This is a genomic window from Shouchella shacheensis, from assembly GCF_001484965.1.
GTDB classification, from domain to species: Bacteria; Bacillota; Bacilli; order Bacillales; family Bacillaceae_D; genus Shouchella; species Shouchella shacheensis.
In genome coordinates this window covers 1-22598 of record NZ_LLYY01000048.1, presented here as the reverse complement: position 1 = coordinate 22598, position 22598 = coordinate 1, and the positions used below count along the sequence as shown (strand labels likewise).

General features: G+C 48.8%; 23 protein-coding genes and 1 riboswitch. Of the genes, 19 read left to right on the top strand and 4 right to left on the bottom strand.

Features of this window, described 5'->3' with window-relative positions; translation table 11 throughout:
- Positions 1-4 precede the first annotated feature (4 nt).
- Positions 5-625, bottom strand: coding sequence for a DUF421 domain-containing protein (locus tag AVZ68_RS18405; RefSeq protein ID WP_059106040.1), 621 nt, complete (start codon positions 623-625; stop codon positions 5-7).
- A 137-nt stretch (positions 626-762) separates the two neighbouring features.
- Here AVZ68_RS18405 and AVZ68_RS18400 point away from each other — a divergent pair, with 137 nt between their 5' ends.
- Genes AVZ68_RS18400 through AVZ68_RS18390 form a run of 3 tightly spaced genes read left to right on the top strand, consistent with a single transcriptional unit; the run spans position 763 to position 3024 of the window.
- Entirely contained in the window at positions 763-1905 is a 1143-nt protein-coding gene (locus AVZ68_RS18400; protein ID WP_059106039.1) for a D-alanyl-D-alanine carboxypeptidase family protein, read from the top strand.
- Positions 1898-2494 (top strand): nucleoside recognition domain-containing protein, encoded by a 597-nt coding sequence (locus AVZ68_RS18395; RefSeq protein ID WP_059106038.1) that lies wholly within the window; start codon positions 1898-1900, stop codon positions 2492-2494. Before AVZ68_RS18400 ends, AVZ68_RS18395 begins: the two co-directional genes overlap by 8 nt.
- Entirely contained in the window at positions 2491-3024 is a 534-nt protein-coding gene (locus AVZ68_RS18390; protein WP_059106037.1) for a spore maturation protein, read from the top strand. Before AVZ68_RS18395 ends, AVZ68_RS18390 begins: the two co-directional genes overlap by 4 nt.
- A gap of 423 nt (positions 3025-3447) precedes the next feature.
- On the opposite strand, the gene AVZ68_RS18385 is transcribed toward AVZ68_RS18390, so the two are convergent.
- A complete protein-coding gene (locus tag AVZ68_RS18385; RefSeq protein WP_059106036.1) occupies positions 3448-4446 on the bottom strand; it encodes a nuclease-related domain-containing protein in 999 nt (332 codons plus the stop codon).
- A 115-nt stretch (positions 4447-4561) separates the two neighbouring features.
- Here AVZ68_RS18385 and AVZ68_RS18380 point away from each other — a divergent pair, with 115 nt between their 5' ends.
- From AVZ68_RS18380 to ccsB, 4 genes are all read left to right on the top strand, one after another.
- Positions 4562-5290 (top strand): pseudouridine synthase, encoded by a 729-nt coding sequence (locus AVZ68_RS18380; protein ID WP_059106035.1) that lies wholly within the window; start codon positions 4562-4564, stop codon positions 5288-5290.
- A 76-nt stretch (positions 5291-5366) separates the two neighbouring features.
- Positions 5367-5894: a thiol-disulfide oxidoreductase ResA gene (gene resA / locus AVZ68_RS18375; protein ID WP_059106034.1), complete on the top strand. Its 528-nt coding sequence runs from the start codon at positions 5367-5369 to the stop codon at positions 5892-5894.
- A gap of 18 nt (positions 5895-5912) precedes the next feature.
- Complete coding sequence (gene resB, locus AVZ68_RS18370; RefSeq protein ID WP_059106033.1) at positions 5913-7553, top strand: cytochrome c biogenesis protein ResB; 1641 nt, start codon at positions 5913-5915, stop codon at positions 7551-7553.
- 20 nt (positions 7554-7573) lie between these two features.
- The gene (ccsB, locus tag AVZ68_RS18365; protein WP_059106032.1) at positions 7574-8785 is read left to right on the top strand and encodes a c-type cytochrome biogenesis protein CcsB; all 1212 of its coding nucleotides are present in this window, start codon (positions 7574-7576) and stop codon (positions 8783-8785) included.
- On the opposite strand, the gene AVZ68_RS20390 is transcribed toward ccsB, so the two are convergent.
- Positions 8757-8981, bottom strand: coding sequence for a hypothetical protein (locus tag AVZ68_RS20390; protein WP_157404727.1), 225 nt, complete (start codon positions 8979-8981; stop codon positions 8757-8759). The two genes, ccsB and AVZ68_RS20390, sit on opposite strands and share 29 nt — an antisense overlap.
- A 341-nt stretch (positions 8982-9322) precedes the next feature.
- Between AVZ68_RS20390 and AVZ68_RS18355 the strand changes: the two genes are divergently transcribed.
- From AVZ68_RS18355 to AVZ68_RS18320, 8 genes are all read left to right on the top strand, one after another.
- Complete coding sequence (locus AVZ68_RS18355) at positions 9323-10039, top strand: response regulator transcription factor (RefSeq protein ID WP_059106030.1); 717 nt, start codon at positions 9323-9325, stop codon at positions 10037-10039.
- Complete coding sequence (locus AVZ68_RS18350; protein WP_059106029.1) at positions 10039-11838, top strand: ATP-binding protein; 1800 nt, start codon at positions 10039-10041, stop codon at positions 11836-11838. The genes AVZ68_RS18355 and AVZ68_RS18350 overlap by 1 nt, the downstream gene beginning before the upstream one ends.
- A 399-nt stretch (positions 11839-12237) precedes the next feature.
- Positions 12238-12375, top strand: a riboswitch (cobalamin riboswitch).
- Between the two features lie 593 nt (positions 12376-12968).
- The gene (locus AVZ68_RS18345) at positions 12969-13928 is read left to right on the top strand and encodes an ABC transporter substrate-binding protein (RefSeq protein ID WP_059106028.1); all 960 of its coding nucleotides are present in this window, start codon (positions 12969-12971) and stop codon (positions 13926-13928) included.
- Complete coding sequence (locus tag AVZ68_RS18340) at positions 13891-14964, top strand: FecCD family ABC transporter permease (RefSeq protein ID WP_245628179.1); 1074 nt, start codon at positions 13891-13893, stop codon at positions 14962-14964. The genes AVZ68_RS18345 and AVZ68_RS18340 overlap by 38 nt, the downstream gene beginning before the upstream one ends.
- Positions 14961-16145 carry an ABC transporter ATP-binding protein gene (locus tag AVZ68_RS18335; RefSeq protein ID WP_059106026.1) on the top strand — a complete coding sequence of 395 codons (1185 nt, stop codon included), beginning with the start codon at positions 14961-14963 and terminating at the stop codon, positions 16143-16145. Before AVZ68_RS18340 ends, AVZ68_RS18335 begins: the two co-directional genes overlap by 4 nt.
- A 15-nt stretch (positions 16146-16160) precedes the next feature.
- Positions 16161-16715: a cob(I)yrinic acid a,c-diamide adenosyltransferase gene (locus tag AVZ68_RS18330; protein ID WP_059106025.1), complete on the top strand. Its 555-nt coding sequence runs from the start codon at positions 16161-16163 to the stop codon at positions 16713-16715.
- Between the two features lie 107 nt (positions 16716-16822).
- Entirely contained in the window at positions 16823-17557 is a 735-nt protein-coding gene (locus tag AVZ68_RS18325; protein WP_059106024.1) for a peptidoglycan DD-metalloendopeptidase family protein, read from the top strand.
- 82 nt (positions 17558-17639) lie between these two features.
- Positions 17640-18401: a TerC family protein gene (locus AVZ68_RS18320; RefSeq protein ID WP_059106023.1), complete on the top strand. Its 762-nt coding sequence runs from the start codon at positions 17640-17642 to the stop codon at positions 18399-18401.
- A 49-nt stretch (positions 18402-18450) separates the two neighbouring features.
- Here the strand turns inward: AVZ68_RS18320 and AVZ68_RS18315 are convergent, their stop codons facing one another.
- Complete coding sequence (locus AVZ68_RS18315) at positions 18451-19278, bottom strand: IclR family transcriptional regulator domain-containing protein (RefSeq protein WP_059106022.1); 828 nt, start codon at positions 19276-19278, stop codon at positions 18451-18453.
- A gap of 148 nt (positions 19279-19426) precedes the next feature.
- Here AVZ68_RS18315 and AVZ68_RS18310 point away from each other — a divergent pair, with 148 nt between their 5' ends.
- From AVZ68_RS18310 to AVZ68_RS18295, 4 genes are read left to right on the top strand one after another with little or no spacing between them, the layout of a single operon-like run.
- Complete coding sequence (locus tag AVZ68_RS18310; RefSeq protein ID WP_059106021.1) at positions 19427-20173, top strand: CoA transferase subunit A; 747 nt, start codon at positions 19427-19429, stop codon at positions 20171-20173.
- Positions 20100-20765, top strand: a complete 666-nt coding sequence (locus AVZ68_RS18305; RefSeq protein ID WP_059106020.1) for a 3-oxoacid CoA-transferase subunit B — start codon at positions 20100-20102, stop codon at positions 20763-20765. The genes AVZ68_RS18310 and AVZ68_RS18305 overlap by 74 nt, the downstream gene beginning before the upstream one ends.
- 45 nt (positions 20766-20810) lie before the next feature.
- Positions 20811-21878, top strand: coding sequence for a TAXI family TRAP transporter solute-binding subunit (locus AVZ68_RS18300; protein WP_059106019.1), 1068 nt, complete (start codon positions 20811-20813; stop codon positions 21876-21878).
- A 58-nt stretch (positions 21879-21936) separates the two neighbouring features.
- Positions 21937-22572: a hypothetical protein gene (locus tag AVZ68_RS18295; RefSeq protein ID WP_059106018.1), complete on the top strand. Its 636-nt coding sequence runs from the start codon at positions 21937-21939 to the stop codon at positions 22570-22572.
- The last annotated feature ends 26 nt before the right edge of the window (positions 22573-22598 follow it).

Sequence of the window (22598 nt, the reverse complement as noted above, 5' to 3'; positions counted from 1 at the left end):
GCTTTCAGCCGCAGAGCAAACCACCCGTTACCACGGGTGGTTTTGATTCAGTTAAGCCAAATTTTTGGAGCATTTCCTTCTGCACCTTCCCGTCAATAATGAGCGGATAGGAAAGGGGCGCTTTTTCTGGCACTTGAATGGAAAGTTGTTCGCTCGTTGGTGTATCTTTAGCCGGTTTTTTTAAAACGCTGAGTTCGCCGCTCGCTTCGATAATCGCTAATTGCACATCACTGAGATGAAACACGCCCTCTCCTCGAAGCATCTGCAGCACATTGTCAACAGAGTAGCGCAGTGCTTTTAAGTTACGTGTAAGAATTTTTCCGTCTTCGATAACGACGGTCGGCTCAAAGGTAATCCTTTTGCCAAACGGTCGGTATCGAATCGCCAATGTGGAAACAAGCCTTTGCAGCAAACAAATGGCTATAATGGCGAGTATTGTTGGCCCATGATGGATATTCGGGTCAGCAATGTCGGCACCGACGACCGAGGCGAGAATCACAACCACTAGAAAATCAAAGACGGGCATCTCACCAATGGCGCGCTTGCCCATAACCAAGGCCAAAGTGAGCACAAGTGGGAAAATCGTAACAATGCGTAAAAGGACAGTCAGCAATTCAGTAGCCATAGCCATTCCTTTCAGGTTTGATGGGGGTAGTACTTCTTTTAGTATCGCCGCACCCTTGTTTTTTAAACAGGCTCGTCATAAAGACCGCTTGGTCGCATAAGGTAGATAGAAATAGGCTAGGAATGGCGGGGGGACTCATGATAAAAAAAATCGTACAAGTATGGGTGGCTACTCTGTTGATAGCGATTTGTTTAACTCCTGTAGCAAGCGCAGCCACAGAGCGCAATTTTGTGGTCTCAGCACAGGGAGCCATCCTTATGGAAGAATCCACGGGGCGTGTGCTCTATGCGAAAAATGAGCATCAGCCAATGAAGATTGCGAGCACGACCAAAATAATGACGGCCATTTTGGCTGCTGAATCCGGCCAAATGGACGAGATGGTCGCCGTCAGCAGCAATGCTGAAGGGACGGAGGGTTCCTCGCTTTATTTGCGTGCCGGCGAGAAGGTCAAGTTGGAGGATCTGGTTTATGGCTTGATGCTAAGAAGTGGCAATGATGCAGCGGTGGCCATTGCCGAGCATGTTGGCGGGAGCCTCGATGGGTTTATTTATTTGATGAATGAAAAAGCGCAGGAAATTGGCATGTCCAACACGGTTTTTCGCAACCCGCACGGCCTTGATACGCATGAAGATCATCTTTCCAGCGCCTACGATATGGCGATTTTGACGCAGTATGCGATGCAAAATGAAGCCTATGAGGAAATTACTGGTACGAAGGATTATCGCGTGGAAGATAATGGCTTGCGCGTCTGGCATAACAAAAATCGATTGCTGACCGAAAAGTATGAACATTCAACCGGGGGGAAGACCGGGTACACAAAGCTAGCCAAACGAACCCTCGTTTCAACGGCCTCAAAAGGAGGATTAGACTTGGTTGCCGTCACGCTTAACGATCCGAATGACTGGGAGGACCATATGCATATGTTCAACTGGGCATTTGATGCTTTTCACATAGAACGACTCGTGAATGACGGCCCGATTACCGGCATTTCCGACCCGTTTTATGCCGATCATATTTACGTTCCTCACGAGGTGAATTACCCACTTACCTTTGAAGAACAAAAAAAAGTGGAGAATGAGCTGACATTGTATGAACCTCCGACTTCTAGAGACGGCCAGCTTAAAAGTGGGCAAACGGTCGGGGAACTGACGTTTTATTACGACAATGAACGGTTGGTCAGTGCTCCGGTTTTGTACGAGGCACCTGAGGAAGAGAACTCTTTCTGGGATAAGCTTCAGAATCTCTTTTCCCATATAACGGGAGCCGTTCGCTATGATTAATGTAATCTGGGCCGTGATGTTGATTGTTGGTTTGGTCTATGCGGCGATAAATGGCACGATGAATGAAGTGACCGAAGGCGTTTTTACCGGGGCGAAAGAAGCCGTGACGATCTGCATTGGGCTGATTAGCGTTCTCACCTTTTGGCTCGGGTTAATGAGAATTGCTGAAATGGCTGGAATGCTCAAGGGGCTGGCGAAGTTGATGAATCCAATCGCCCGTCGTGTCTTTCCGGATGTGCCCAAAGATCACCCGGCGATGGGCTATATTTTATCAAATATGACCGCCAATGTCTTTGGACTTGGCAACGCCGCGACCCCGATGGGGATTAAGGCAATGGAGCAGCTTAAAGACTTAAACGGCGGGAAGGATGAGGCCAGCCGTCCTATGATCACGCTGCTGGCGCTCAATACCGCTTGTTTGACTCTCGTGCCGACAACGGTCATTTCTATTAGGATGAGCTACAATTCCCTGGCGCCTACCGAGATTGTTTCGACAACGATTGTCGCCTCGGGCTGTGCGATGATCGGAGCGATTCTCATCGATCGCTTCTTTTACTGGCGACGCGTCCGAAGGGGGCAGCGCCGATGAGTTTTCTAACGGCGATGTCCGTGTGGATGATTCCACTCTTGATTGGAACCGTCGTCGTCTGGGCGACGATCAAACGTGTCCCGACCTATGAAACGTTTGTTGAAGGCGCGAAGGAAGGTTTCGGTATGGCGGTTTCGATTATTCCGTACCTGGTCGGCATGCTCGTGGCGATCTATGTGTTTCGCACGTCCGGTGCGATGGACGCGCTCATCTCCGGGATCGCGCCCGCGCTCGCATTGGTCGGAATGCCGGCGGAAGTGGCTCCTCTCGCCATTTTGCGGCCAATTTCTGGGACAGGCGCTCTTGCGTTAATGAGTGATTTGATCGCGACGCATGGCCCAGATTCCTATATTGGGCGCTTGGCTTCTACGTTGCAAGGGAGCACGGATACGACGTTTTATATTCTGACCGTCTACTTTGGAGCGGTCGGGATTAAAAAAATGGGCGATGCGCTGAAGGTCGGCTTGCTTGCGGATCTGGTCGGGGTCATCGCCGCTGTGGCGATTGTGGGGATTATCTTTGGGACGTGAGAGAGAGGGAACCGCCGGGTGGTGCTGGCGGTTTTTTGGTGTGGAAGGGGAGGGGGGCTTATGGAAGGATAGGGATATTGCATGACGGGAACATATCAATCAAGAGGAGCTGAATACACCGCTCAAGAGGAGCCGGAAACCGCTCAAGTGAGAGAAATACCGCTCAAGAGGAGCCGGGTACCGCTCAAGTGAGAGAAGTACCGCTCAAGAGGAACTGAATACCGCTCAAGTTGAGAGAAATACCGCTCAAGAGGAACTGAATACCGCTCAAGTTGAGAGAAGTATCGCTCAAGAGGAGCTGACTACCGCTCAAGTGGGAGAAGTACCGCTCAAGAGGAGCTGACTACCACTCAAGAGAAGCCGGATACCGCTCAAGCCGAAGGGGATATCAATCAGGTGAAGCCAACGACCGATTGAGGCTTGTCATTCAGCCCCAGGAAGCGGAATAGGTAAGAGATAACGCCTGTTTTTATAGGAACCTTCCACTTTTAGTTGAAGACTCGTGAGCATTCGCCTGGCTGTTGCTTGACTGTCGACCTCTAGAAAGTGGCGGGCTTCACTGTTGCTAATGCTCGGATCAATGAGAAGCGCATAATCTTGCAAAGAGGCGATATGAGCGTTCTTAGAATGATGCCCACAGTGAGGGCACCTCCAATTTTTGCTTTTTAAGGACTTTTGCATTTTAAGTCTTTGGCATGCAGTGCAGGTAACGCCTGTTAGAATATCAGCTGGGTGGATTTGATAGCGTTTTAGACAATTTGAGCTTAGTTCCTGATGGTTGTTCAACAACAATGAAATGAGGGAGGAGGCTTGGTTAGTAGAAAGCCAAGGCTTGTTAAATTTTGATTCAATTTCGCGAAGTTTTTCTGGGAGAGCTTCTGCATGAAGGACGGAGATCGCTTGGGCATGGGCGGCCTGATTCGTTGTAATAATGGTATGAGAAGAGCTGAAAACGACAATTGAAATGACGGGGAGTGGTGGAAAGTTGTGGTAGTCAAGCCATGCTTCAAGCTGAGTTTGTTGTCTTTGTACTTGGAAAAGTGGGTTTGAAAATCGCTGTACTCCCTTGTTGTTGGTACGAGTAAATTGGTAAGATCCAGAATCGAAATGAACCTCACCAGAAAAATTTTTCACCTCCATCAGCACTATACAATGAATGGATAGAAGAAGAGTGTCAATTTGGAAAGCATAGCGTTTTTGCTGTAGTCGAATGTCATGAAAGGTGTGCCAGCGTCTTTCTGTAGGAGGCATTGTCGTCAAAATAAAATCCAAAGTTCGTTCCCCTCGATAGCCGCTTCGGCGTTTGAACAATTCCTCGCGAATTTCTTCCCTCTTCGGATGTGCTTCTGGCAAGCGAGCAAGCAGTGCCTCTAATTGAAGCAAGTTCCTTGGGATGCCACGTGATTTCTTTACTTGTATCATTCCCTAAATCCTCCTCTTGTAAAATACAAACCACTTCGACACCCCCTCTCAAAACTCCTCCCTACTTGTGCCGGTCTCTGACAGACGGTATGATGAAGGATAAGAGGTGAGGAATTTGGAAAGACTTCAGAAAGTGATTGCCCAGGCAGGTGTGGCTTCAAGGCGAAAGGCGGAGGAGTTAATTACGGCTGGGCGTGTTACGGTGAATGGAAAAAAGGTGACGGAACTCGGCGTGAAAGTCACACCGGTTAAAGATAAGGTAGAGGTTGATGGGGTACCTCTTGATCGGGAGGAGCCGGTTTACTACTTGCTGTACAAGCCAAGCGGGGTGATTTCCGCTGCGAAAGATGACAAAAATCGGCAGATAGTTACGGATTACGTAGAGACGGACAAACGCATTTATCCAGTTGGTCGGCTTGATTATGATACGTCTGGGTTGATTCTATTAACGAACGACGGCGAGTTTGCCAATGCGCTGATGCACCCTCGTTACAACATTGAAAAAGAGTATATTGCTAAAGTGAAAGGCATCCCCGAGCGAGAGCTGATTAAGAAAATGGAGGCGGGTCTGAGGCTCGAGGACGGCAAGACAGCCCCGGCAAAAGCAAAAATCATGTCGATCGATAAGCGCAAGCAGACAGCCATTGTCAGGCTCATCATTCATGAAGGAAGGAACCGGCAAGTGCGTCGCATGTTTGAGGCGATTGGTCACCCAGTCATGAAGCTGAAGCGTGAGCGCTATGCCCATTTGACGCTTGAACAATTAAAGCCAGGGGGTGGACGACCGCTAAAGCCTTTTGAGGTTAAACAACTTCGGGAGCTCACTGTCACGAAACCGTCATAATCCGACTTCTGTACAAAAGGCGTAACCCTGTATAATGGATGGGAAGAAAACGTTCACACGTAAAGGAGGAGAGCGCGTGAAAAAAAGAAGATCGCTGATTCGTTTTTCCATTTTGGCGGCGGTGGCGCTCGCCATTGGTTATACCTTTTATGCGAACTTTATTGCCGATCACAGCGTGGCCCGGGCTGGGCAGGAAGCAAAGGATTTTGTCCTGCACGACAGGGAGGAAAGTCGTCTGCAGCTTTCCGAGATGGAAGGAAAAGGCGTGATGCTGAACTTCTGGGGAACCTGGTGTGAGCCTTGTAAACGAGAAATGCCGTACATGGAAGAGCTCTATGAAGATTACCAGGATCAAGGGGTAGAGCTGGTTGCGGTCAATGTCGATGAGACAGAACTAACCGTTGATGCGTTTGCGAATCGTTATGATTTAACCTTCCCTATTGTGATTGACGAGGATAGGAAAGTGACCGATGCGTATGGCATTAGCCCTTTGCCGACAACGATTCTCATTGATGAAACTGGTGAAATTATCGATGTGCATACAGGCGGAATGACTAAAGACATGGTGGAAGGGTTTTTTGAGAGACTCGTGCCAGCCACGTAAGTTGAGGTGAGAGCGTCAATGAAAACAATCACGTGTGAGTGTGGCCATGAAAATAAGGAAGGCACGGATATTTGTGCGGCTTGCGGGAAACCGTTAACCAAACAGGATAGCAACGAATTACTGAATATGAGGTATGAAGGGGCGGCGATCCGTTCATTCAAAAAAAAGCGATCCCTTCTTGATCGGATATGGGGATTCTTTTCCTCAGTGAAAATTGGCATCACGATTATCGTTATTTTGCTTTTGGCTTCAGCAATGGGCACGGTTTTCCCGCAACGACAGTACATACCGCCGCTGGAAGATCCGGCGGTTTACTATGGAAGAGAGTACGGCAGCCTCGGAGAGCTTTACTATCAGCTTGGTTTCCACGAGATGTATAGCTCGTGGTGGTACATGCTTTTAATTGCGGCTCTCGGTGTCTCAATTATTGTCGCAAGCTTTGACCGAGGGGTTCCGCTCTACAAAGCGCTCAAGGCGCAGCGAGTGACGCGTCATAAACACTTTCTTTCTCGTCAGCGGCTTTTTGGGAAGACGGCCCTTGATCAGCCGGACGAAGCGATGGAGCAAGTGGCCACGAGATTGAAGGGAAAGCGCTATAAGCTACGCTATGAAGGTGGCAACATTCTTGCTGAAAAAAACCGTTTTGCTCGCTGGGGCCCTTATGTGAACCACGTCGGCCTTATTTTATTTTTAACAGGATGCATGCTACGCTTTCTTCCCGGTATGCACGTCGATACACAAATGTGGGTGCGCGATGGGGAGAGCTCCATTGTGCCGGAAACGAACTCAGAGTATGTTGTGGAAAACGAGCTGTTCACAGTGGATTTATACGACGAGGACGATGAGCGCTTTCAAGACGCTTTTGAGCAAACCGAGGGACCGGTCGTTGAAACCTTTCAAACCGATGCGATTTTGTACAAACGCTCCGAAGCAGGAGCCATCGGCGATGAAGGGGAGCTTGAGGAGGTTGATCGTAAAGAAATCCGAGTTAACGATCCGATGCAGTTTGAAGGGTTCTCGTTGTATCAAACCGATTACAAGCTCAATGAGTTAAACCGGATGACGTTTACGTTAGAAAACAAGGAAACTGAAGAAACCTTCGGGGAAATGACCATCGATCTTCTCGATCCGCAGGCGTCCTATGATATGGGCGACGGGTACCGTGTAGAGGTGGAGGATTACTTTCCTGATTTCTACATGAACGAAGCAAACGAACCGGCGACGCGTTCCCGTGTGCCGAATAATCCGTTCTTTACCTTTCGAATGACGACACCGGAAACGCCTGAAGGGGAGACGAGCTTTGTGGGCATTCAACAAAACTTAGAGCCTTTAGGTGAAAATGAGTACAAAATGACCTTTATGGATGTCGAGATGAAAAATGTATCGATCCTAACTGTACGTAAAGATTCGACGATCCCCCTTCTGATTGCAGGAGGCGTTATTTTCATGATCGGCCTTGTTCAAGGCTCCTACTGGGCTCATCGCCGCGTGTGGATTCAACGTGTCGATGGAGAGGTGTGGCTTGCCGGCCATACAAACCGCAACTGGATGTCTCTCCATAAAGAAGTGAACGGAGCAGTTGAAGGTACCGGCATTTCCTCACCGGAGGATATGGATGATAAGAAGAATGCCGGTCGTTCACAGTCCAATGAAACCTAAAGGAAGTAGGAGGATTTCTCATGGTTGCGTTAAGTATGAATTTTTTGGTGGTTGCTTTCTTTCTTTTTCTCGGAGCAGCCATTTGCTTTGGTCTATCCCTGACTGGGCGGAGAACGGAGGGCGAGAACAAAGGTCGCCGCTCAAGTAAAGTCGGTTTTGTCTTTACGATTGCTGGCTTTCTGGCGTCGCTTGTCTATTTTGTTCTTCGCTGGATTGTCGCCGGCCATGCCCCTGTAAGCAATATGTTTGAATATATGACGTTTCTCGGCATTGCCATGAGCCTTGCGTTTATCGTCATTTACTTCATTTATCCGAGCCGCGCGGGTGTCATTGGCTTGTTTACGATGCCGACAGTGATGGGGTTAATTGCCTATGCATCGACGTTCTCGAGCGATATCTCGCCCCTCGTGCCCTCGCTGCAAATGCCGTTAATGCTAAAGCTTCACATTATCACAACAGCACTTGGACAAGGGCTGCTTGCGATCGGGTTTGCCGCTGGGCTTGCTTATTTGATTCGAACGATAGATATGAAGAAAAAAAGCTGGAAGACGTGGGCAGGCTGGAAACCGAGAATCCTTGAGATCATTATGTATGGATTGATGTGCTTTGTCGGCTTTATTGTGGCCTCTTATGGGTTTCAAGCTGCTGGCTATGAGGCCGAGTTTGACTACGTGAACGAAGAAGGTCTCGAGTCTGCGACACCAATGGTCTATCACTTGCCAGCGCTTGTTGGGCCAAATGAAGGCACATTGTTAACGGAAGACCGAATGGAGCCGCTCTTTCACGTGCCAGGAAATATTGAGGCAAGTGATTTAAACACCGTGATTTGGTCGTTTATCACTGGGTTTGTTCTCTACTGGCTCTCTCGACTCATTGCTCGCAAACGACTTGCTCATTTGATTCAGCCGTTGCTAAAGAACATCAACCCAGCCTCTGTTGATGAGTTAAGCTACCGGGCCATTGCGATTGGCTTCCCAGTATTTGCGCTTGGCGGTCTGATCTTTGCGATGATTTGGGCGCAAATTGCCTGGTCTCGCTTCTGGGGATGGGACCCGAAAGAAGTATGGGCGCTTGTCACGTTTCTTTTCTATGCCGCTTATTTGCATCTGCGCATCGGCAAAGACTGGCATGGGGAGAAGTCGGCTTGGCTGGGTGTGATTGGGTTTGCGATTATTATGTTTAACCTCGTCTTTGTGAACCTTGTCATTGCAGGCTTGCATTCATACGCATAGGAAGACGACGGAAATGCTGCCGCAAAAGGCAGCATTTTTGTGTCTCGCTTGGCCCGCCTCCGCTTTTCGGAATGTCTAGCTCCGGCGCCCACTCGCTCGAGGTTTCTTCACGCCGCCAGATCAAGCCAAGACCGGGCTTGATCCTGCCGTCGCTCCAGAACTTGTCGCTCGTGTGCAGGGCGCCTCCGCTTTTCATGATCTAGCTCCGGTGGGTAGAAGCTTCGAGATTTTTCGCCCTGACAGCGAAATCCAAGGCCGGGATTTCTTCTGTCAGGTCTCCAAAATTCTCGCTCCTGTTCGACCCACCTGCGCTTTTCATGATCTAGCTCCGGCGGGTAGGAGCTTCGAGATTTTTCGCCCTGACAGCGAAATCCAAGACCGGGATTTCTAGTGCAGGCCTTCCAAAATCCTCGCTTCTGTTCGACCCGCCTGCACTTTTCGGTTTCACAGATTGTCACAACCGTATCCGTGGCGAGTAAAATCCTCCTCATGGTACACTACTAGTAGAAAGTAACGAAGCCAAGGAGGCTTATATAAATGGGCTATCAGCCAGAAATTTTAATTGTTGATGACGAAGATCGGATTCGCAGGCTTCTTAAAATGTATTTAGAACGTGAAGAGTATGCGACTGTTGAAGCAAGCAATGGGGAGGATGCGCTGGCACTAGCGCTTGAGAAAGATTATGATCTGATCCTTCTTGATGTGATGATGCCTGGCATGGACGGCGTGGAAATGTGCCAGGAGCTCCGCAAGACAAAAGCTACCCCGGTGATGATGTTGACGGCCAAAGGCGAGGAAGCCAACCGCGTGCAGGGCTTTGAAGTTGGGGCCGATGACTATATTGTGAAACCATTCAGTCCCCGTGAGGTTGTCCTCCGAGTCAAAGCGATGCTGCGCCGCGCGTCAGCGACAAAATTCCTGCAAACCGACACACAGACAAAGGACTTGCTTGTTTTTGGTCCATTGACGATCGATAACGACGCTCACCGAGTAAGCGTGGACGGAACCGAAATTGGTCTGACCCCGAAAGAGTACGAGCTTCTTTATTATCTGGCTCAATCGCCAGACAAGGTCTTTTCTCGTGAGCAGCTATTAAAAGATGTCTGGAACTATGAGTTTTTCGGCGACCTACGTACGGTCGATACGCATATTAAACGTCTTCGCGAAAAGCTGAACCGCGTTTCTCCCGAGGTATCGGCGATTATTTCAACGGTGTGGGGCGTTGGCTACAAGTTTGAGGCGCAGCGAGGGTAATGTTTTGGCATAGCGTAGTTGGCAAGCTGTGGTTTACCATTTTACTGCTTGTCACCGTCGTCCTTACGATTTTGATGGTGATGCTGCTGCGGTCGCTTGAAAATTTTAACTTAAATAAAGCGGAGACGCAGCTCGGCAATTATGCCGATATGGCGATAAGCATTTATAATGCGCACGATGAGGACACAACCACAACGCTGCTTAATGAGTACAGCGAAACCTTTGATGCCAATATTGTGATTGTCGAAGATGGCCTCAAGGCGTGGAGTGCAGAGGGACTTCAAGAGTGGAGGCTTGCACCTGAAACCTTTCTTGAAGGAGCTCTTGCCAACGACGTGCTTGAAGAAGGGGAGCGGGTCGTAACTGAGGGAAGCTACCAGTTGCTTGGTGGAGCGAGTGAAGAGGCAGAGATTATGATTGTCGGAGTCCCTCTTGGCGAGGGGGCCCCGCCGAGTAGCGGAGCGTTTCTATACCAGCCACTTTCAGCTGTGGAAGAGACTTCAAGCGAAACAAGGCAGATTGTTTATTTTTCTGCAGGGATCGCGCTCGTCTTAACAACCTTTTTTGCCTTCTTCCTCTCAAGCCGCGTCACCGCGCCGCTCAGAAAAATGCGTCAGGCAGCCCTTGAAGTGGCAGAAGGACAGTTTCATACAAAGGTTCCGATTTTAACCTATGATGAAATTGGTCAGCTCGCCATCGCCTTTAACCGCATGCGACGGGAGCTTAACCGAAACATCACTGAGCTGAATCAGGAAAAGGAGCAGCTCTCTCATATTCTTGTCAGCATGGCGGATGGGGTCATTACGCTTGACCGAAAAGGCAATGTCGTGTTGACCAATCCGCAGGCCGAGCGCTTTTTTGTTTCTTGGTTTTATGAACAAGGTTCAGGCAGTCAAGTCGTTCCGGAGAGGCTGCCAGAGGCGCTGCACAGGATGTTTGAAGAAGTGGTGGATCAAGAGAAAGAGCAGTTGATTGAGCATACCATTCAAGGACGCAGTTGGGCGATCTTAATGGCACCTCTTTATGAGGGAGAGACGATTCGCGGAGCAGTAGCGGTTATTCGTGATGTGACGGAGGAACGGCGTCACGATAAACTCAGAAAAGACTTTATTGCCAACGTCTCCCACGAGCTGCGCACGCCGATTTCGATGCTGCAAGGCTATAGTGAAGCAATGGTTGATGGCGTCATGGAATCGGAGGAAGACCACAAGGAAGTGGCAAAAATTATCTACGATGAATCTCTGCGCATGGGGCGCTTGGTCAATGAACTGCTTGATATCGCACGGATGGAAGCCGGGTTTATTGAACTGTATCAGGAAGAGCTGAATCTCTCTGATTTCGCGAGTCGAATTGTCCGGAAATTTGCGACCTACGCCAAGGACTACGGGGTAGCGGTCGACTTATCCGGCGAGAAGATTGAAGGAACGGTTGTTTTTGACCCCGACCGGATTGAGCAGGTGCTGACAAATCTAATGAGCAATGCCATTCGCCATACAGAAGAGGGCGGTCAGGTCACGTTGGACGTCCGCATAAGTGAGCAGTCGCTGATTTTCTCCGTCATTGATACAGGGACAGGCATCCCGGAGGAAGACCTGCCATACGTTTTTGAGCGTTTTTACAAAGCGGACAAAGCACGGACAAGAAGCCGCGGAGGGACAGGCCTTGGTCTGGCGATCGCGAAGAACATTGTTGATGCCCATAAAGGAGAGTTAAGCGTTCATAGCAAAATCGGCGAAGGAACAACGTTCACGTTTACGCTTCCGCGAAATCTAAGCGTCTCTGACGAAAGGGATCGATAAATCTTGTTTCATACGGAACAGTGAGTAGGCGGCGGGGAAGAATGCGCTTTTGCTCAGCCTTCCTGCTTTCTATCTATCAACACTAGTCACTAATGGTATAATTAAAATACACTAGTGAAGGTGGTCAAACGTCAATGGAGCTTACAATTACAGCCAGAGTAAAAGTTAACCCGACGCTAGCGCAAGTTCAATTGTTGAAAGCAACGGTTTCGGCCTGTTGGGTAGCTGTCAACCTGCCCTAATGTGACGCCACTCTAAGGTAGGAGGTCTTGACCGTTTGCACTATTGGCGGCTAGTCACAAGCCTCCCACTTCAATCAGTTCGCCAGGTCAATAAGTGGTGGGTAGTTGACACGGAACAGAATGATGGTTTTTGCCTGCTGCTGTAGTATACTAGGAAAAAGTGAAACGTTTGTATGGATGCAGGCTAGGCCTGCTTCGCAGGGGAAGTTGGTGAAAATCCGACACGGTCCCGCCACTGTAATCCTTCTGAAGTGAGAAGGAAAGTCAGAAGACCTGCCATACAGGATGAACAGAACCAATCTCTCGAGGGGTAGAGATTGCGACCAAATAGGTAGGGAGATCTCTATCATGGCGGACGCACTCTAATTCTTTTCTTAGAGTGCGTTTTTGGGTAGAAAAGCGGAGGCGCCCTGGGTACGAGCGACAAGTTCTGGAGCGACGGCAGATCAAGTCCGCCCTTGACTTGAACTGGCGGCGTGAAGAAACCTCGAGCGAGTGGGCGCCGCAGCTGGATCAAGAAAAGCGGAGGTGGGTTGATCAGAAGCGAGAATTTTGGAAGGCCTGACAAAGAAATCCCGGTCTTGGATTTCGCGTCAGGACTGAAAAATCTCGAGCTTCTACCCACCGCAGCTAGATCAAGAAAAGCGGAGGCGCCCTGAGTACGAGCGACAAGTTCTGGAGCGACGGCAGATCAAGTCCGCCCTTGACTTGAACTGGCGGCGTGAAGAAACCTCGAGCGAGTGGGCGCTGTAGCTGGATCAAGAAAAGCGGAGGTGGGTTGTCCAGAAGCGAGAATTTTGGAAGACTAAGAAATCCTGATTTTGGATCACGCTCATCTGGATGTATTCACTGTAGTAAATCAAATGAGACACAAAGTGGGGGAGAAAAATGAAGAAATGGGTAGTGCCTGCGGCTGCCGTAGTGGTGCTTGCAGCCTGTGGCAATGATGAGTTGGACCCAGAGGTGAACAACGAAGAAGGAGCAGACGTTCCCGCTGAGGAGCCAGAAGCGGCAGACGTCGACTATCCGCTGACGGTCACCGATGCCTTGGGAGAAGAAATGACGATTGAAGCGGATCCAGAGACGGTGGTATCGTTTGCGCCTAGCAATACAGAGACGATCTATGCGCTTGACGAAGGGGACGCACTGGTTGGACGAGCCTTATATGATTCCTATCCTGAGGAAGTGGAGGAGGTGGAGCCGGTCACAACGGAAGCCTTTGAAACCGACGTGGAAGCTGTGGTTGAGCTCGATCCCGACCTTGTGCTCTCGCATGAAACGTTTGCCAGTGATGGACGCGATCAGCTTCGCGATGCGGGGATTCCTGTCTATGTGGTGCCTGAAGCGACGTCGATTGAAGAAACGTACGAGGTGATCCATGAAATCGCAGAGTTGCTTGATCGTCCATCGGAGGCAGAGGCCATTGTTGCGGATATGCAGGAACAATTCGCCTCCTTAAGTGAAACAGCCGGAGAGATTAGCGACGGCGATGTGAAATCTGTTCTTTACGAAGTGGGGGATATGTTCGTAGCTGCCGATGGTTCATTTATTGATGAGTTACTTGAGCATATTGGTGCTGAAAATGCGGCCGGGAACGTTGAATCCGAAATGGACTTCGCGCAAATCGATGAAGAAAATGTTGTCAACGCTGATCCAGAAGTGATTGTCACCACCGCTTCTGCGGACGATATCATGGAGCGCACGACGCTTGAATATGTACGTGCGGTGGCGGAAGAAGACGTCTACGAAGTTGAAGACCCAGATGTACTCAGCCGCACAGGCCCGCGCCTCGCGGAAGGGGCTGAAGAACTTGCACGACTCATTTACCCAGAGGAATTTGCTGAGTAATCGTCCTCTTGCTTACGCACTCGTCAGCCTTTTTGTATTCCTTGCCGTCATAACTGCCATAAGATGGGGAAGCGTTCAGCTTCCCTTTTCGACGGTGGTCACCATTCTGTTGCAAGAAGGCCTGCACGTGCCACTTGGTGCTGAGGTGGACACTCGGTATGTCCAGATTGTCCTCCATATACGCCTGCCTCGCGTCATGCTGGCTCTGGTGGTCGGCGCTTCGCTCGCCGTCGCTGGAGCGGCTTTTCAAGGTCTTTTGCGCAATCCGCTTGCCGACCCGTATACGCTTGGGGTCTCCTCCGGATCTGCCCTCGGCGCCGTGGCGGTGATCTTTTTTGGCCTTAACCTTCCGTTCCTCAACGCGTTCACTCTCCCAGTGGTCGCCATGGGTTCTGGGTTTGCTACACTTGTGGCCGTGCTCTCTTTCACCCGGGCCGTCAACCGCACCCTTAGCAACGAAACGGTCGTGCTTGCAGGAATCATTGTTTCCTCCTTTCTCGGAGCGTGGCTATCGCTTTTAATTGCAATGTCAGGCGATGAGCTGCGCCAGGTCATCAGTTGGCTCATGGGCAGCGTCGCGCTGAGGGGCTGGTCCTATGTCGGCATCCTCCTCCCGTTCTTTGTGCTCGGTTTTGCGCTGCTCTTCGTTTGCCGCATGGAATTAAATGCGTTAATGTACGGCGAGGAGACGGCACGTCAGCTAGGGGTGAACGTCACGAAACGAAAATACGTCATCCTGATGGGTGCGACGATTCTAACGGGCAGTGCCGTAGCGGTTTCAGGAACGATCGGCTTTGTTGGACTTGTGGTTCCTCATATGACACGCCTCATTTGGGGGCCTAACCATCAAGATCTTCTCCCTCTCTCTGCCCTGGCTGGCGGAGGGTTTCTCGTGCTTGCGGACTTCTCGGCGAGAACGGTGGTTGCACCGACGGAATTGCCGATTGGGGTTGTCACGGCGCTTGTTGGTGCCCCGCTGTTTGGCTACCTTCTCTATAAAAACAACAAGCAGAAAAAAAGGGGGCATGTGGCGTGATCGAAGTGAACGATCTGTCGGTGAGCTACGGCACTCAGCGTGTGCTTCAGTCACTGTCTTTTCACGTAAACAAAGGGCGTTTTCTTGGGGTTGTAGGGGCGAATGGAAGCGGGAAAACGACCTTGCTTCATGCGCTGAGTGGTCTGCACAAACAAAGCAGGGACACCATTAGCCTGAACGGGCGTGACCTCAAAGACTATTCTTCCAAAGAGCTTGCCCGAACAGTAGCGGTACTCGCTCAGGAATCACTGGGGGCCTTTGATACATCGGTCTATGAAGCGGTCGAGCTCGGCCGCTACGCTCATAAAAACGGGCTGTTGCAGCGTTTAAATGAACGCGATCGAACAAGTATTAGGAAAGCGATGCAGGAAACGGGCGTGGCGGAATTGGCTTCGTTTGGTCTGATGACGCTAAGCGGAGGAGAGCGGCAGCGCGTCTGGCTTGCAAGGGCGCTTACACAGGAACCGAAAATTCTTCTCTTGGATGAGCCAACGAATCACCTTGATTTGGCTCACCAAGTCCAGCTTCTCGATTATTTGCGAGCGCTGGTTACAAAGAATGAATTGACTGTGGTTGCGATCTTACACGATGTTAATATGGCGGCCCTCTACTGTGATGAGATTCTCGGTTTAAAAGACGGGGAGATTGAGGCGATCGGTACGCCACACGAGGTGCTGACGACGGAGCGAATGGAATGTCTTTATCAGACATCATTCATCCCGTTTTTTCACCCGGAAAAAGGGACGCGCCTGTTTTCGATCCGCCCAAAAGAAGAAAGATGGATCCACTCGCAGAAGGCGAAAATCGGCGTGGAAGAAAGCAATCAAGGCTTTCACTTAGAATTAGGAGCCGGTTGGCGCCTTGCCACAAACCAGCTGACGGACGACGTCTTCCAAAAAGCGACGCATATCGTTTTTGATGAGAGTCCTATGCTTGAGTGGCACAATGTTCTGAATACCCGCATTCTCGTAGCGAAAACGAGGACGCGGTGGGCTTGCTGCGTGCAGACCCACCTCGCAGAAGGGGCGTTGCTTCACCTGCTGCTACGGCTTGATCCCCTGGTGGACAGTGGCATCGAGCTTATTGTTGCCAGTCTGCCTGGGGGCGAGCGGGTGTTTAAGAGACAGGAGGACGTGGAACACTTAATGGAATGGTGCCAGCGGCTACTAGAGAAACCATAGAAGGGGTGATAAGGAATGAATATTTACACGCGTGGCGGGGACAAAGGGACAACAAGCGTCATGGGGGCACGACTTTCTAAGAGCGATGCACGAATTGAGGCGATTGGTGCGATCGATGAACTGAATAGCTTTGTTGGCCAGGCGATCGTTCTACTAAAAGAGGCCGGCTGTGAGGAGCTAAAAGAGGAGCTTGTCGTCATTTCCCACCAGCTCTTTGATTACGGCGCCGATCTAGCCAGTGTGACGGAAGAGGCCGAGTGTAAAATAGTTACAAACTATACAGAGGCTTTAGAAAGACGGATCGATGCCCATAGTGAGCAAGTTCCGCCGCTTCGGCGCTTCGTTCTGCCTGGAGGATCAAAACCCGCATGTGCGCTACATGTTTGCCGAACGAGCGCAAGACGTGCCGAGCGAGAAGTGAATCGACTAGCGAATGAGGAAAGTCTCCAACCAGCATTGCTCATCTACATCAACCGTCTTTCGGATTATTTCTTTGCTGCTGCCAGGGCAGCAAACCACTTGCTCGGCGTTAGCGATGTCGATTATGTTGGGAAAAAAGAGTTTACGTAGACCGAGTGGCATTCCCCAATTCTCCTTTGCCTATCCTCTAGGTGTTACAGGTATATTTTGGCGTTCATTCTCATATACTGTAAGAGGAACGTTTAAAGGAGGATACAATGACTGGGATTGTGGACTTTGCAAAAAGAATGGTGATCGCTCTGATTTTAGCAGGGTTTATTGGCTTATTGTTCATGGGAGCGATAAAAACTTCGGCTGAGGAGAAAGAAAAGGCTATTCCAGAGGAAATGACGTGGCCTACGGGAGGAACGATCACGGATACATACGGTACCCGCGATGCCTCTCACTTTGGCATTGATATTGGCGCAGCGAAAGGAACGCCAGTGGTTTCTGCACTGGCGGGCACCGTGAGCCGCTCTTATACCTCAGACACGTACGGGGAAACCGTCTTTGTGCTCCACCCTAATGGGTATGAAACCGTCTATGCTCACCTAGATGTTCGATTCGTCGAGGAAGGACAAGCTGTTGACCAGGGAACAATGCTAGGGACGGTTGGCAACAGTGGGCACTCTTTTGGCGATCACCTTCACTTTGAGGTGCATAAGGGGCGTTGGAATATAGAGAAATCTGAGTCTGTCGATCCCCTGGCTTTTTTAGAAGAAGATCAGCTGCCTACCTACACCGCTTTTATGGACAAGCATGAGGTGAGGCCGGCGAATGCGTCTATGCACGCTGAGGAACACGAAACGGTTACAGTGGCCCCTGGGGACACCGTCTACCAACTTTCTCGTGAAAACGAAGTGGCGGTAGAAGAGCTCATTGCCTGGAATAATTTGGACGCGCAGGCGACGATTGTGACCGGAGAAACCCTTCGTCTTTATCCACCATCTTAAAAAAAGCGTATCTACATAGAAATCGACCATTTGCTGAAGAATAAAGGCAAATGGTCTTTATTTATGAAGGGGAGAAAACGAGGTGCCGATCTTACTTGAATATGGCTGGGTCCTACTTGTACTCATTGCACTGGAAGGCATTCTTGCTGCAGACAATGCGGTTGTGCTCGCAATGGTGGTCCGTCATTTACCTGAAAAACAGCAAAAAAAAGCGCTCTTCTACGGGTTGGCTGGCGCCTTTCTGTTCCGGTTTGGCTCCTTGTTTTTTATTTCTTTCCTAGTTGATGTTTGGCAAATTCAAGCAATCGGGGCGGTTTATTTGCTCTATTTGTCGCTGCATTATTTGTTTCGAAAATTCATTAAGGGGAAAGCAAAGTCCGCCAAGGCAATCAAACCCCCCGCAGGCTTTTGGCGAACGGTGTTAAAAGTGGAGCTTGCTGACTTTGCCTTCGCGGTGGACTCGATTTTGGCTGCTGTTGCCTTAGCGCTTACGCTTCCAAGTACAAGCTGGCCGAATGTTGGACAGCTTGACGGGGCCCAGTTTGCCGTTGTTCTAACGGGAGGGATCATCGGGATTATCATCATGCGTTTTGCAGCTGGGAAATTTGTTAAACTCCTTGAAAAGCGCCGAAGTCTGGAGACGGCTGCATACTTAATTGTTGGCTGGGTCGGGGTAAAGTTAGGCGTCTTAACACTTGCCCACCCGGGACTCGGAGTGTTGCCCGAACACTTTCCGGAATCAACAGCTTGGAAAACTGTATTTTGGACCGTCTTTGTAACCATCGTTGTGATTGCCTGGATCAAATCAAGCAGGGACTTAAAAAGGGCAGCTGCGGCTTCGTGATGAGAAGGCAGGAGCTTCTACTTGAGGCGTTCAAGCTTTCTTAGTGAACCTACTGGATCATTTCAAAGTCGATGTTGCTGCTAATCTGTTCAGCTGTATCCAGCAGTAGAGGCAGAAACTCATTTACCACCTGGTTAATATTACATCTTCCTGAGTGAGTGGCACAGTTTACAGCTGCTACTACTTCTCCTCTAATGTCTCGGATCGGAGCGGCAATCGAAAGCAGCCCCATCTCTAGCTGATCATGGCTTAAAGCCCATCCCTGTTCGCGTATGTTCAATAAATCTTCCCGAATTTTGTCCTCCGAAGTGACGGTTTTTTCAGTATACGGTCGAAGTTCTGCCTGTTGAAAATAAAGGTCCAATTTATGATCAGAAAGGAACGCTAGAAGGACTTTTCCTACAGAAGAAGCGTGCGCTGGTAAACGTGTCCCAACTCCTAAAGAATGTTTCATAATTTTATTCACAGAGACACGGGCTACATACACAATCTCGGTAGCATCCAGCGTGGCTAGAGAGCTGGACTCCTGAATAGTCTCTGATAATTTTTCAAGATACGGAGTGGCGATTTCCCAGATATTCTGAGACGAAATATAGGAATAGCCTAAGGAAAGGATTTTTGGAGTGAGCGAATACCTCCCATTTTTTGAATTTGCATACCCAAGAGTTTCCAGTGTGATTAAGACCCTTCGAGTTACAGGACGCGACAGTCCTGTGATTTTGGAGGATTCACTGATGGTTAAATGCGGGCTATCTTTAAAAGATTTGATAACCTCCAGGCCTCGTTCAAGTGTCTTTAGATAATCGCTCGATTTCCTCTCGTTTGTGGTCGAATCTATATTAGAATTATGGTTGTTTTCTAAATTATATCTTGACAAACCAAACCGCCCCTTATAATATATTAACTGTAAGTTGTACGTATAGCAAAACTTTGTACGATAATCGTACAAAATAATGTTCATCATGTCAATAGTAGCGTCGTTTTTTTACCTACATAGCAACATTAACAGTTAAGGGGGTCAGGGGATGAAGAAACGATTGACGCCAGAAGAAGCGGTGAAGAAAATCAAAACAGGAGACATCCTACTTGTTGGAGGGTTTGGTTTATCGGGCTCGCCGTTGACATTAATCGATTCTTTACTAGAACATGATGTCAAAGAATTAACGGTAGTCAGTAATAATCTTGGAGAAGAAGGCAGAGGTCTGGGAAAGCTGCTCGTCTCTAAACAATTAAAAAAAGCGATGGGTTCTTACTTCACCACCAACAGAGATGCCGTCAAAGCTTGGTCCGCAAATGAATTAGAAATTGAATTAATTCCTCAGGGCACATTAGCTGAGTCGCTTAGAGCAGGGGGGGCAGGAATTGCAGCCTATTTTACAAGAACGGCTGTAGGAACGAAGCTGGCTGAAGGAAAGGAAGTTCGTGAGTTTGATGGGGAGCCTTACGTCTTGGAACAAGCTATTAAAGGAGATGTTTCTTTAGTCAAAGCTTTGAAAGCGGATACAATGGGCAATCTTTATTACCATAAAACCGCAATGAACTTTAACCCAGAAATAGCTACAGCAGGAGAGATAGTCATTGCAGAAGTGGATGAAATCGTTGAGCCTGGTGAGATTGTTCCTGAAGACATTGGTACACCTCATATCTATGTAGACTATGTGGTGACAAACGACAAATATATGAAGAAAGGAGGACGCTATGTTGAGCAAGACAGCAGCACCAGATCGAGTCAAAATCGCACAGAGAGTAGCAAAAGAGCTTCAAGATGGTGAAGTTGTCAACTTGGGAGTCGGTATACCAACGATGATCCCCGATTATTTAGGGGACAAGGATATCTATTTACAATCTGAAAACGGTTTATTGGGTATCGGCCCCACCCCTCCTGATGATGAGATTGATATGGATATCATCAGTGCAAGCAAAGAACCGATCACGATTATCCCAGGAGCCTCTTTGTTTAATAGTTCCACTTCTTTTGCCATGATTCGTGGCGGCCATGTTGATTCCGCAATCCTTGGTGCGTTACAAGTAGATGAAACAGGATTGATCGCAAATTGGGCAGTGCCGGGCAAGGACATTTTAGGTGTAGGAGGCGCAATGGATTTAGTCGCAGGGGCGAAGAAGATTATCCTGTCCCTCACGCACCAGTCAAAGGACAAAACACCGAAACTAGTAAAAGAACTCAGCTATCCAAGAAGTGGTGTTCGAAAAGCTAATATGGTTGTGACGGAAAAAGCAGTATTTACGTTTGAAAAGGAAACCATGTATCTCGTCGAAATAGCTTCAGGTATTACCGTAGAGGAACTAAAAAAAATCACCGACGCACGCTTTGAAATATCCCCTAACTTAGTATCAGATTATTAATCGTCGTTTGCATGACAAACTATTTCTTTGGAGAGTGAAGCTGAAATGAAAAAAACACTGTCGATATTTTTACTGAGTGTGCTGCTGTTCTTGCTAGCAGCCTGTGGAAATGACGGAAGCGGTGGGACAGAAGAAGCTGACGGAATGGGAGGAACAGAAGCAGAAGGGAGTGGTGAAAGCGAAGAGGATTCCCTTGATCTTGATGTGGAACAGGCAGCCGGAGAGGCCCCGCAAGACTTTAGTTTTGGATCTGCCACTGTTGGTGGTCTCTGGTATACCTTGTCAGGAGCGATGGGTGAAGGGATTTCGGAATTGTACCCTAATTCTTCCGTTACAGTTGTTGAAGGAGGATCTATTTCAAACTTAATTGGATTAGGCGAAGGTCTTTACCCCATCGGGTTTAGTAACGGCCAGACAGTACCAGAGGCACTGGAGGGAATTCGTGACTTTGAAGAGCCAGTAGAAAATGTCAGTACGCTAGCGACTCTATATCCAAACGTCATGCATATTATAGTACCTGAAAGTTCTGATATCGAAAGTGTACTAGATCTTGCTGGAAAGCGAGTGAGCCCGGGGATTAAAGGGTACAGCGGTGAGCTTGCTTTCATCGATATTCTTGAAGCCGTCGGAATGGACTATGATGACCTAGAGCATATCGAATACACAGGAACAGCAGAAGCTGGTGATCTCATGCGTGATGGTCATATTGACGCATTTGTCGGTATGCTTGCCGCCCCTGTTCCCACCGTTCAGGAGCTTGACACGACACTAGGTGTTCGCTTAATCCCACTTGAAGAAGATGTGGTGGAAGGCCTTAATGAGCTTAACCCAGGATACCTCGAGCATACGATTGAAGGCGGCACTTACAGCGGAATCGAAGAGGATGTTCTTACTACAGCGGGTTATACCGTTCTTCTGGCCAATAACGAATTAATTGATGAAGACGTGGGCTATGAGTTAACAAAAATGATTGTGGAGAATGCTGGTCAATGGTCGCAGCTCTCAAGCACACTGGATGTGTTTGATGCCGAATATTCCGTAGAAAACAATGTTGGGCCTTTGCACCCTGGGGCGGAAAGATATTACGAAGAAATAGGGGCCCTACAAGAGTAATATAGCACAAGGGGTGGGAGGCAGTTTCCATCCCTTTATTAAAAAAGGGGGATAGAACATGACCTCACCATCTAACAAATCTCTTTCTAATGGACAAACCGAGAAGGAGGCACAAGCAGACGATCAATTGCTGCTTTCAAAAAAGAGAGACTTAACAGGGATTGCAAATGTCGTCGTTGCACTCATCGCGGTTTCGATGTCTTTGTTTCACTTGTATACAGCATTTTTTGGAGTGTTTGAGTCAATTCTACAAAGGTCAGCCCATTTAACCTTTGCACTACTGCTTACCTTTGCCCTTTACCGTCCTTTAAAAAGGAAAAAACAATCGACGATTCCTTGGTACGATTACATTCTGCTTCTCTTAGTCATTGGGTGTTATTCGTATTTTGTCTTTAACGCACCTGAAATTTCTTCGAGAATGTCTTACGTTCAGCCTCTTTCAATGTGGGAAGTTGCGATAGGCATCATTGCTGTGTTCCTCTTGCTTGAAGCGACCCGGCGTGTGGTTGGGAATGCCTTGGCCATCATCATGGTTGTATTTTTAGCGTATGGTGTCTGGGGACATCTTTTCACTGGCTTGTTATCGCATAGGGAATTTACAATTATGTGGATTGTTGACCACTTATTTTATACCACATCCGGGGTTTTTAGCACGCCATTAGGTGTTTCAGCAGCTCTGAGGAGTAAACGTTAAGAAAAAATGTACGAAAGGTTATGTCG